Below are 11,324 nucleotides of genomic sequence, written 5' to 3'. Positions count from 1 at the left end.
CTATATTAAATTTTTTAGATTAAAAGAAGAAACGTTGGATATCATTCCATGTTACTGCAATCATGAGAAGCATTAAAAGGACAATTCCAACAAAATGAACCATTCCTTCTTTTTGGCGATCAACTGGTTTACCACGAACAGCCTCGAATCCAAAGAATAATAATCGACCACCATCCAATGCTGGTAATGGTAATAGATTCATTATTCCTAAGTTAATACTTAATACTGCCGCCCAATTCATAATATTGATCACACCGTATTTTGCAACTTCTTCAGTTGCCTTATAAATACCAACAGGACCAGATAATGCATCAATTGTAAATCCGCCAGTGATTAAAGCACCAAGAATTGTAAAGATTTTAATAATCCAATTATATGTTTCGGTAAAACCAAATGAGATAGCCTTCAATGGACTTTTTTCAACGGGACTTTGATATTGAACACCAATTTGTCCTATAGTTTGTCCATCAATTTTCTTCTTTGTTGGCGTTACTTTTACAGTATCACTATCACCATCTCGGTTAATGTTCAGTGTTAACTCTTTTTCAGGATTTTTTTGAATAGCATCTGATAGTTCCTGCCATGTTTCAATCGATTTACCATTGATTGCAGTTACTAAATCGCCTTTTGCTAATCCAGCAGTTGATGCAGGACTATCTTTTACAACTCCCGCAATAACCGGTTCATATGTTGGTACTCCAGTCATGAAAGCTATGACGATAAACACAATGATTGAAAGGATAAAGTTAAATAATGGACCTGCAAAAATAGTCATTGCGCGTTTTCCAACAGATTTCGAATTAAACTGTCTGTCATATGGCGCAATTATTAATTCACTACCATTCTCTTCAATAACTGCATTGCGAGCTATGCTGTAACGGACAAGTTTTTCATCCTCGTCATATCCTTCAATCCATAAATCTTTCTGAAGGTCTGCCTTTTCTACTTCTAAAAAAAGCATATCAGGTAATTGCTTATTTTGATTTAAAACAATTTTTGTAACTTCGTTTTGATTGTTTAACAACATTCCGATTCGATACCCGGGTTGAAGCTCAACCACATCAGCATCGTCTCCTGCCATGCGAACATAGCCTCCCAATGGCAATAAACGTATCGTATATAGTGTTTCGCCTTTGTTAATCCCTAATATTTTAGGACCCATACCAATAGCAAATTCTCTCACTAATATACCTGAACGTTTTGCAAAGATGAAGTGACCTAGTTCATGGAAAAATACGATGGAACCGAATACTACGATAAATGCAATGATAGATTGCATGTAACCCCACCTTCTCAAGCATTATAAAATGACACTACTGCTATTTTAGCATGCTTTGGACTGTTTTTCTCGTTTCTTTATCAACATGCAAAATAGTTTCTAAATCTGGGTGCTGAATATTGACGTGATCGTTCATCATTTTTTCGATAATGTCCTCAATTTCAAGGAATTTAATTTTTTCTTGCAAAAAAGCACCGACTGCAGCTTCATTTGCTGCATTCATCACCGTTAAAATTGTACCACCCATTCTTCCTGCATGATAAGCAAAATCTAAACAACGGAAACGTTTTAAATCTACATGTTCAAAATGTAATTGGCCTATTTTTGCTAAATCTAATCTTTCCGCAGTAGATCGTGGTAATCTTTCAGGATAGCTAAGTGCATATTGAATAGGTGTACGCATATCCGGCGTTCCTAGTTGAGCCATTATACTTGTATCATGATATTCAACCATAGAGTGAATAATGCTTTCTCTATGGATTAAAACATCTATTTTATCATAAGGCATATCATATAATACTGCTGCCTCAATGACTTCTAACCCTTTATTCATCAAAGTTGCAGAGTCAATGGTAATTTTAGCACCCATAGACCAGTTTGGATGATTTAATGCTTCTTTAATGGTGACATTTTTTAAATCCTCACGTGTTTTGTCGCGGAAACTACCACCTGAAGCAGTTAAGATTAAACGAGATATGGATTTACGATTTTCACCTTGCATTGATTGCCAAAGAGCTGAATGTTCACTATCAACTGGTAAAATCGGTGCTCCGTATTTTTTTGCTTCACTCATGACTAAATGTCCAGCAGTCACAAGAGTTTCTTTATTTGCAATGGCAATAGCTTTCTTTTTACGAATCGCTGCTAATGTTGCTTCAAGACCAATACTTCCTAGAACTGCATTTAACAAAACATTTGACTCGCTAAAAGTAGCTACATCCACTAATCCCTTAGAACCAAAAGTAAAATCGATTTGTGGGAACTCTTTAGATAGATTATGTGCATCTTCTTCTAATTGCACAGATACTAACTTAGGTTTAAATTCTCGAATAATTTCCTTTGTTCTTTCGATATTTTTACCAGCTGCAAATGCTACGATTGCAAACTCATCTGAGTGGTCTCTAACAATATCTAATGTTTGTAAGCCAATAGAGCCTGTTGCTCCAAGTAAGCTAATTAATTTCATTTAAAAGATCTCCCTTATCCAATAAAGTGCAAAAAGTAAAGTAATGGTAATACAAATAATAGACTATCAAAACGATCTAATATCCCACCATGACCTGGAAGTATTTTTCCAGAATCTTTTACACCATAATGACGTTTAATAGCTGATTCTACTAAATCGCCTAATTGTCCAAATATTGAAGCCACAATTGATACTACAATTAAAGCAATCCATGATATATCCAAATTAGCAATCCATTGGAATATAATTGCTGAGATTAATGCAACTACAATTCCTCCAACAAATCCTTCAATCGTCTTTTTAGGTGAAATTTCGGGCCACAATTTATTTCTCCCTAGTTTTCGACCAATGAAATATGCTCCTGAATCGGTTGTCCATACTATCACTAAAGCGTATACAACATACGCTAAGCCTTCCTCTCTTGTAGCGATAAAGAAGTGAAAACCAATCCCTACATATAGAGCACTTGCTAATAAGAAACCTACATCATCAAATGTAAATTTATTTTTCACTAAAACAGTATATATAAGCAATAATATTGCACATATAAATAGATACTCAATTCTAGAATATTTCGTAATATCCTGAATCTGTTCTGACCAACTATTCGGCATTAATATTATAAATAATGATAATAATGAAATGATTCCTGGCACCGAAAATAACGAAATCCCTCTCATTTTCAACACTTCAAATAACCCTACTGCTGCCATTGCATATATCAAAATGGTAAATGGTAATTGTCCATAGATAACGAATGGAATAAACAGTGCAGCGGCAATAACTGCCGTAATGATACGCTGTTTCACTCTTTCTTATTCTCCTTTCAATCCCCCAAATCGGCGATTGCGCTTTTGATAATCGATTACTGCCTCATATAATTGTTCAGCTTTAAACTCTGGCCAGTGTACATTCGTAAACCAAAACTCTGTATAAGCAAGCTGCCATAATAAGAAATTACTTAATCGAAATTCGCCACTTGTGCGGATAAGCAAATCTGGGTCTCCAATTTTTGAAGTCATTAGTTTTTCTGAAATTGTTTCTTCTGTTATTGCAGTCGGTTCTAGCAATCCATCTTGAACCATTTCAGCAATCTGTTGCACAGCAAGTACCATCTCTCGGCGACTTCCGTAATTAAAGGCAAAATTCAACACCATTCCTGAATTATCTTTGGTCTTTTCAATTGCATTTTGAACTGCACGGCTTGTACTTTGAGGTAAGCCATCCATTTCACCAATCATTTCGACACGAATATTCAATTCCATCAGCTCTGGTAAAAAGTCTGCCAAAAACTCTTCCGGTAAACGCATCAAAAATTCTACCTCAGTAGATGGTCGCTTCCAATTCTCTGTCGAAAAAGCATAAAGTGTAATGGCCTTTATCCCAATTGCATTTGCAGCAATTGTAATTCGGCGGATATTATGCATACCTTCCCTATGACCGACAAATCGCGGAAGGGCACGTTGCTTTGCCCAACGTCCGTTACCATCCATAATAATTGCAATATGGTTGGGCACTTGTTGTTTACCAATTTTTTCAATTTGTTTTTGCACTGATTGGTCTAGTTTATCTGATTTTCTCCATCCGAGTTTATCTAACATTTAGAATCCTCCACTAACTAACAAATCGGAACATATACTCCCTAATATCATATCAAAAAGAAGAACTTTTTTCCTTATTCTTAATAAAAAAGACGTCCCTGTAGTTATAGGACGTCTTACAAAACACAAGGTTCTAAAAAATAATTACGACTAATCGCAATTAATTTCAGGCTTTAAATAGTATGGTCCAATCAACTCTTTCACCAAGACATTTTACCTTTAGTAGTCGAATAATCGGACAACTTTCTATACAGAAAGTCTTTTCAATGTACTATCTAAAAATTAAACAGACATAATTTCGTTTTCTTTTTCTTTTGCAATTTGATCAAGTTTAACAATATTAGCGTCAGTTAGTTTTTGGATATCATCTGAAAATCCACGTAAATCGTCTTCTGTAATTTCGCCAGCTTTTTCTAATTTTTTATATTCATCATTAGTATCGCGACGTACATTACGTACAACAACTTTTGCTTCTTCTGCTTCTTTTTTCACTTGCTTAACAAGTTCTTTACGACGTTCTTCAGTTAGTGCAGGAATAGTTAAGCGAATAACATTACCATCATTTGTTGGTGTAATACCGATATCTGATTTAAGTAATGCTTTTTCAATATCGCCTAAAATTGTTTTGTCGTATGGTTGGATTACTAAAAGACGAGCTTCTGGAATAGAGATACCAGCCAATTGATTGATTGGTGTTGGTGCGCCATAGTAATCGACACTAACATGATCTAGTAATGATGCATTTGCTCGGCCAGCACGAATAGATGCTAATGCGCGAGTAAATGCTTGAATTGCTTTCGTCATTTTTTCTTCAGCTTTTTTCATAATTTCTTGTGACATTATGAATTCCTCCTAACTACTGTTCCGATAGTTTCGCCTAATACGGCGCGTTTAATATTACCGTTTTCTGTAATTGAGAATACGATTAATGGAATATCATTATCCATACATAATGTGGATGCTGTTGAATCCATAACCTGTAATCCTTGTTGAATTACTTCTAAGTATGTTAGATTATCATATTTTACTGCATCTGCATTAGTTTTAGGGTCTGCAGAGTATACGCCATCTACGTTATTTTTAGCCATTAATATGACATCTGCATTGATTTCAGCTGCACGTAAAGCTGCTGTTGTATCTGTAGAGAAGTATGGGTTACCTGTACCAGCTGCGAAGATTACAACACGTTTTTTCTCAAGATGACGTACTGCTTTTCTTCGAATATAAGGTTCAGCAACTTGTGTCATAACGATTGATGATTGAACACGAGTTGGTACACCTAAATTTTCAAGTGAATCTTGAAGAGCTAATGCATTCATCACTGTTGCTAACATGCCCATATAGTCCGCGTTAGCGCGTTCCATACCCATTTCAGCACCAATTTTACCTCTCCAAATGTTACCACCGCCGACAACTAGCGCTACTTCAACTCCTAGGTCAACAACTTCTTTAACTTGTTCTGCTACTGATTTTACAATTTTAGGTGATAAGCCAAAGCCTTCTTCTCCAGCAAGTGCTTCTCCACTCAGCTTAATGACTACTCTTTTGTACTGTGGCATACTCATTGGAACCTCCATCATGCTTTTTTCTTTAAAAAGAGGGAACACGAAAAGTTGTGCTCCCTACATTTTATATATAAATATTCAATAAATCTCTATTATTTACCTTTAACTTGGCTCATAACTTCTTCAGCAAAGTTATCTTCACGTTTTTCAATACCTTCGCCTACTTCATAACGTACGAATGAAGTAAGTTTAGCGCCTGCTGCTTTAACATAGTCGCCAACTTTTTGATCTGGGTTTTTAACAAATGCTTGGTCAAGAACACAAATTTCTTCGAAGTATTTACGTAGACGACCTTCAACCATTTTAGCAACAATGTTTTCTGGTTTGCCTTCGTTTAATGCTTGTTCAGTTAAAACTTTACGTTCGTGAGCAACTTCTTCTTCAGAAACTTGATCGTGAGCGATATATTTAGGGTTTAAAGCTGCGATGTGCATTGCAACATCTTTAGCAACTTCTTCATCAGTAGTACCTTCAACTACAGCTAGTACACCAATACGTCCACCCATGTGAAGGTAAGAACCAAATGCATCAGCATCAGTTTTTGAAGCTACAGTAAAACGACGAAGAGTGATTTTTTCACCAATTGTTGCGATTGCTGAAGAAATATGTTCAGAAACTTTCGCACCATTGTCCATTTTAGATTCTAAAGCTTCTTCTAATGTAGCTGGTTTTGAAGCTAATAGGTGATCTGCTAATTCTTTAACTAAAGTTTGGAAACCTTCGTTTTTAGCAACGAAGTCAGTTTCAGCATTTACTTCTAAAAGTACTGCGTCATTACCTTTCACTTCGATGAATGTTGTACCTTCTGCTGCGATACGGTCAGCTTTTTTACCAGCTGCAGCTAAACCTTTTTCACGTAGGAAATCTACTGCTGCTTCCATATCTCCATCAGTTTTTACTAATGCTTTTTTACAATCCATCATACCAGCACCAGTTTTTTCACGTAATTCTTTAACCATTTTTGCAGTTACTGCCATTGATAGTTCCTCCTTTAAATACTATATGAAATTAATTATTCTCAAAAAAAGGTGATAAGAGGGTTTAGCCGCTTATCACCTGTTTCTAATCAGAAATTACTCAGCTGCAACCTCTTCAGCTGGAACTGTTGCTTCTTCTTCACCTTGTTTAGATTCGATTAAAGCATCTGCCATTTTAGAAGTTATTAATTTTACAGCACGAATAGCATCGTCATTTGATGGAATAACGTAGTCGATTTCATCTGGGTCACAGTTTGTATCAACCATTGCTACTAATGGAATGTTAAGTTTGCGAGCTTCTGCTACTGCAATACGTTCTTTGCGAGGGTCTACAACAAACATTACGTCTGGTAGATCATGCATGTCACGGATACCGCCTAAGAATTTAACAAGACGTTCGTGTTGTTTTTTAAGTTGAACAACTTCTTTTTTAGGTAGAACTTCAAAAGTTCCGTCTTCTTCCATTTTTTCGATTTCTTTCATACGTGCAACACGTTTTTGAATTGTACCGAAGTTTGTAAGAGTACCACCTAACCAACGTTGGTTGATGAAGTAGTTACCTGAGCGTTCTGCTTCTTCTTGAATAGCTTCTTGAGCTTGTTTTTTAGTACCAACGAAAAGAACTTTACCACCATCTTCGCCAACTTGACGCATGAAGTCGTAAGCTTCTTCTAATTTTTTAACTGTTTTTTGTAAATCGATAATGTAGATACCGTTACGTTCAACAAAAATGTATTTTTTCATTTTTGGGTTCCAACGGCGAGTTTGGTGACCGAAATGTACACCAGCTTCTAGTAATTGTTTCATTGAAATTACTGACATTTGTATTTCCTCCTGATATGGTTTTTTGTCCTCCGCATTCGTCATCTGTAGGAGCAACTCAACTAAGAGCACCTTCTCCTTGCATCAGAATACGTGTGTAATGTAACACCATTTGATAATATATCACAACGCCTTGTCCTCTGCAACTACTTTAATGCTGAAATTTTAATAATAATTCAATTTCAGTCTTTCCTTTTTGCATTAATTTAGCAATTTCTTCAATATCTTTACCATTACGATATAATTCTTGAATTTGCTGTTCTACTGTCAATGATGCTGTAGTGGAATTTGTTTTCTCTTTATCAGCAGCAGGTTCATTTTCTGTAGTAGTAGCTGCTACCGTTGAATTAGGACTATTTTGATAAGCTTTAGCTACCATATTTCGAGGCATATTAAAAGTTGTTTTTATATAGTCTTTATGTTCTTTACCATCGTTTACATTTTCTTCTTTTTCGTATTTTTTATTCATCATTGTTAGTTCTTTAATTAAGCGGTCATTTTCATCACGCATTTCTGCTAAATAAACCCCTATAGCATTGTCCATTTCGTCTTTCAATCTAGATTGACTTTTTTCTACATCCTTCAATTTAGATAGTTTAGTATACAATAAAATGATGAAATAAAAGCTTAATACTTGTCCTATAAATAAAAATAATAATATCGTTGCTACCATGATAACTCCTATCCGCTAAAATCGACAAAATGTCCTTTAAAAGGGTGTTGTGCCTGCTCAAGCGGAGAAGATTTCTGTTCTTTCTTATGTTCATGCTGATTGTCATTTTCTTTTTTATTTGAGGGATCTTCTTCGCTTATTTGAGCAGATTTATCAGATTTCAAAACAGTTGTTCTGTTTTTCTCTAGTTGTTTTTGTAACGCATTATTAGCGAATTCCTGACCGGCATTCACATTTTGTTGTTGTTGTTCTGCTAATTTTCCTGCCTCAAAAGTTTTTGGTAAGGCTATTTGCAATTCCACACCTTTTAAGCTCATAAATTTGCCTCCTGTGAAATCGACTTCGGACTTTACTGCTTTCAAAGTGCTTTACTAGCTTACACGGTTATATGGATGCTCACGTTAAAACTATACATTCTCCATTTCTGCTGACAATAGATTTCTTAATTTAAAAAGTGCCTTTGAATGGATTTGAGAAATTCGAGATGTAGACAAATTTAATAGTTCTCCAATTTCAGTTAACGTTAACTCCTCTGTATAAAATAAACTTAGCACCTGCTGTTCTTTTTCGTTTAAATCTTTTATACATTCAACTAAATCTTCTAATAATTCAGCTTGTACAACTTCCTGTTCTGGCGTCCGAATTTGATCGTCTCTGATGACAAAAGATTTTCCCTCTGAATCATCTTGTTCCGAAGAATATTCATCCATTGATAGAACGTTAGACATAAAATGTTCTTGCATAGTTTGATAAATATCATCTGTATCTACGTCTAATGCCTTTGCAACTTCTTCTGGTGTAACATGACGTTGTAATTGTTGTTCTAACATTTCAATTTGCGATTCTAATTTTTTGGCTTTTTCTCTAGCAGAGCGAGGTAGCCAATCTTCCTTTCGAAGTCCATCGATTATTGCGCCTCGAACACGAAAAGAAGCATATGTATCAAACTTTAGATCTCTCGATAGATCAAATTTGTTAAGTGCATCAAATAATCCCATCATGCCAAGGCTTGTCAATTCATCTCTAGATACATTTTTGGGTAAACCTGTACTAATGCGTTGAACGTGATAAGAGACGAGTGGCGTATATTTTTTTATTAACAAATCTCCCGCACGAGGATCACGTTCAGCTACCCATCTTTGCCAAAGCTGTTGTTCTTCTTTTGAAGTTGGTTGCATCATCGAGACCTCCTCGTTGTATTTTCTAATTCAAATTAATTATATCAAATCACTATTAATAAAGGGAGCTAAATTCAGCTCCCTTTCGAAATTATTCGTCATTTTCCAACATTGTTTTGACAGATTTCGCTAATTTTTCTGCTTGATCTTCAGTAATTTTCTCATCAGTTTTTTCTTTCTCTAATTCCTCAGCAGTTTCACTTTTAGATTGAGCATTCTCATTTTCATCAGTTCCTTGTTCTTGCTCCAATTCCTCTGAAGGATTCTTCATAACAAATGCAATGATAAATCGTACCAAATATGTTACAAAAAATACAACAATCGCAAAAACAAATGATTTAACAATAATACTTGTTGGTGTATTTAATGATTGGAACGTCATAAAAAAATAGATTGTAAAAGCAATAACTGCTGCCCAACAATTGTATAAAAATGAGCCTACCATTAGATTTCTTTCACTCCTTGGTTTACTGTACGTATATGTAAAATAGAAGTCGTAGTGTCAAACTCTATTGTTCTACCACTACTTCCACCAACATCCTCTGAAACGATTGGTATTGATAGACTTTTTAATTGTTGTTTAACTGCTTCCACATTTCTAGGCCCAATTCGCATAGAGTCACTATTAGAGGCAAATTGGAACATTTGGGCCCCTCCAGCAATTTTTGCTTTCAATTTATATAATTGGGCCCCTTTTTGTTTCAGTTGATTCACCATAGCAGGTATTCCTGTATCGGCAAACTTTGCTTCATTTATCGAATCTCCACGACCTAATTTTGACTCTGGAAGCATAACATGAACTAAACCAGCCATTTTCTTTGATTCATCATAAATAACGACACCTACACATGATCCTAAACCTGAAGTTCTAATTGAATTTGGTGATATTGCAATAGCCATTTGGGCAATTCCTACTTTTACTACTTGAGTATCACTTATTAGCATTTTAAGAGACACCTAAAGCTTTAAAAATGGTTTCAAATGAATCTGGATCTGGGAGTAAGAAAAAATGCCCTCTTACCGTTTCTAAGTCGCCCATATGTTCTTCATAGATTGTCGTATCAATTACTATTACATGATCACCAATTTGCGAAACTTCAACAAGTCCAAAACTAATAATTGCTCCAAACATATCAACAGCTAAAGCAGGTGGAGTCGGATAAATTTTTAGTCCCGTAAAATCTGATAATGCAGATAAATAAGAACCTGATAATATGTTTCCAAGCTCCTGCATAGCTGATAAACCCAATTCTGAAACATTTTCCTTTTTAAAATCAAATAAATCATCATGGGTCAATTTACGAATAAAATGATTTGCTTGCTCTACAGGAAGAATAAAAAACATTCCCCCCTTGGCATCTCCTTCAATTCGTAGATAAATTCCTGCTACTACACTTTCTGCCCCTCCAGCAAATTCCATCATCTCATCAAATGACACCATTTGTACTTTTGGAACTCGCATGTCAATTTTCGTATTTAGCAATCCAGAAAGGGCTGTAGCAGCATGAGCAGCCCCTATATTGCCGATTTCCTTTAAAACATCTAAATGTAAAGACGTAATCCTATTATAAAATGGCATTTGCTTTACCAATCCTTATTTTAAGGTATTTAGAACTTTTTCTAAATTTAATAAAATGAGCAGTCTTTTTTCTACTTTCGCAACACCTGATATAAATTCTTCTTCATAAGATCCCACTACTTCAGGTTGAGGTTCAATAGAAGATGTCGGAATATCCATTACATCGTTCGCAGCATCTACGATAAATCCTACTTCCATATCATCCAGTGTAATAATGATAATGCGTGTATTGTCATCTTCCACTGATGATTTCACATTAAAACGATCTCGAAGGTCAATAATTGGCGTAACGACTCCTCGTAAGTTGATAACGCCCTTAACATATCTTGGTGTCTTCGGTACTCGCGTAATATGCATCGTTTTTTCGATTCCTTGAACTTGACTAACAGGAATCGCATATTCTTTATCCCCTAATTGAAATATAATTACTTTTACACTTTCCACATCAAGTGTAGTTTTCATTA

General features: G+C 35.3%; 15 protein-coding genes. All 15 read right to left on the bottom strand.

Annotation, left to right across the window (positions count from 1 at the left end):
* Nucleotides 1-19 precede the first annotated feature (19 nt).
* The 15 genes from rseP to CW357_RS02480 all read right to left on the bottom strand — a co-directional run bounded on the left by rseP (nucleotide 20) and on the right by CW357_RS02480 (nucleotide 11,322).
* A complete protein-coding gene (rseP, locus tag CW357_RS02550) occupies nucleotides 20-1,279 on the bottom strand; it encodes an RIP metalloprotease RseP (RefSeq protein ID WP_119414320.1) in 1,260 nt (419 codons plus the stop codon).
* Between the two features lie 40 nt (nucleotides 1,280-1,319).
* Entirely contained in the window at nucleotides 1,320-2,465 is a 1,146-nt protein-coding gene (gene dxr / locus CW357_RS02545) for a 1-deoxy-D-xylulose-5-phosphate reductoisomerase (protein WP_124217263.1), read from the bottom strand.
* Between the two features lie 14 nt (nucleotides 2,466-2,479).
* A complete protein-coding gene (locus CW357_RS02540) occupies nucleotides 2,480-3,274 on the bottom strand; it encodes a phosphatidate cytidylyltransferase (protein ID WP_119414318.1) in 795 nt (264 codons plus the stop codon).
* Nucleotides 3,275-3,280: 6 nt separating this feature from the next.
* On the bottom strand, nucleotides 3,281-4,066 hold the full coding sequence (locus CW357_RS02535; RefSeq protein WP_119414317.1) for an isoprenyl transferase: 786 nt from the start codon (nucleotides 4,064-4,066) through the stop codon (nucleotides 3,281-3,283).
* A gap of 282 nt (nucleotides 4,067-4,348) precedes the next feature.
* Complete coding sequence (frr, locus tag CW357_RS02530) at nucleotides 4,349-4,906, bottom strand: ribosome recycling factor (RefSeq protein WP_119414316.1); 558 nt, start codon at nucleotides 4,904-4,906, stop codon at nucleotides 4,349-4,351.
* The gene (pyrH, locus tag CW357_RS02525; protein WP_119414315.1) at nucleotides 4,906-5,631 is read right to left on the bottom strand and encodes a UMP kinase; all 726 of its coding nucleotides are present in this window, start codon (nucleotides 5,629-5,631) and stop codon (nucleotides 4,906-4,908) included. The genes frr and pyrH overlap by 1 nt, the downstream gene beginning before the upstream one ends.
* A 92-nt stretch (nucleotides 5,632-5,723) precedes the next feature.
* Nucleotides 5,724-6,608 carry a translation elongation factor Ts gene (gene tsf / locus CW357_RS02520; RefSeq protein ID WP_119414314.1) on the bottom strand — a complete coding sequence of 295 codons (885 nt, stop codon included), beginning with the start codon at nucleotides 6,606-6,608 and terminating at the stop codon, nucleotides 5,724-5,726.
* 96 nt (nucleotides 6,609-6,704) lie between these two features.
* Nucleotides 6,705-7,430, bottom strand: a complete 726-nt coding sequence (gene rpsB / locus CW357_RS02515) for a 30S ribosomal protein S2 (protein WP_119414313.1) — start codon at nucleotides 7,428-7,430, stop codon at nucleotides 6,705-6,707.
* A gap of 151 nt (nucleotides 7,431-7,581) precedes the next feature.
* Nucleotides 7,582-8,103, bottom strand: a complete 522-nt coding sequence (locus CW357_RS02510) for a hypothetical protein (protein WP_119414312.1) — start codon at nucleotides 8,101-8,103, stop codon at nucleotides 7,582-7,584.
* A gap of 8 nt (nucleotides 8,104-8,111) precedes the next feature.
* Complete coding sequence (locus CW357_RS02505; protein ID WP_119414311.1) at nucleotides 8,112-8,420, bottom strand: hypothetical protein; 309 nt, start codon at nucleotides 8,418-8,420, stop codon at nucleotides 8,112-8,114.
* Between the two features lie 90 nt (nucleotides 8,421-8,510).
* A complete protein-coding gene (locus tag CW357_RS02500; RefSeq protein ID WP_299509659.1) occupies nucleotides 8,511-9,284 on the bottom strand; it encodes a FliA/WhiG family RNA polymerase sigma factor in 774 nt (257 codons plus the stop codon).
* An 88-nt stretch (nucleotides 9,285-9,372) separates the two neighbouring features.
* The gene (locus tag CW357_RS02495; RefSeq protein WP_124217262.1) at nucleotides 9,373-9,726 is read right to left on the bottom strand and encodes a hypothetical protein; all 354 of its coding nucleotides are present in this window, start codon (nucleotides 9,724-9,726) and stop codon (nucleotides 9,373-9,375) included.
* The gene (locus CW357_RS02490; RefSeq protein WP_119414308.1) at nucleotides 9,726-10,226 is read right to left on the bottom strand and encodes a chemotaxis protein CheD; all 501 of its coding nucleotides are present in this window, start codon (nucleotides 10,224-10,226) and stop codon (nucleotides 9,726-9,728) included. Before CW357_RS02490 ends, CW357_RS02495 begins: the two co-directional genes overlap by 1 nt.
* 1 nt (nucleotide 10,227) lies before the next feature.
* Nucleotides 10,228-10,860, bottom strand: a complete 633-nt coding sequence (locus tag CW357_RS02485) for a chemotaxis protein CheC (protein ID WP_119414307.1) — start codon at nucleotides 10,858-10,860, stop codon at nucleotides 10,228-10,230.
* Between the two features lie 15 nt (nucleotides 10,861-10,875).
* Entirely contained in the window at nucleotides 10,876-11,322 is a 447-nt protein-coding gene (locus CW357_RS02480; RefSeq protein ID WP_124217261.1) for a chemotaxis protein CheW, read from the bottom strand.
* Nucleotides 11,323-11,324: the final 2 nt, after the last annotated feature.

Source organism: Rummeliibacillus sp. TYF005, from assembly GCF_003844195.1.
GTDB lineage: Bacteria > Bacillota > Bacilli > Bacillales_A > Planococcaceae > Rummeliibacillus.
This window is presented reverse-complemented; position numbering and strand designations above follow the sequence as displayed.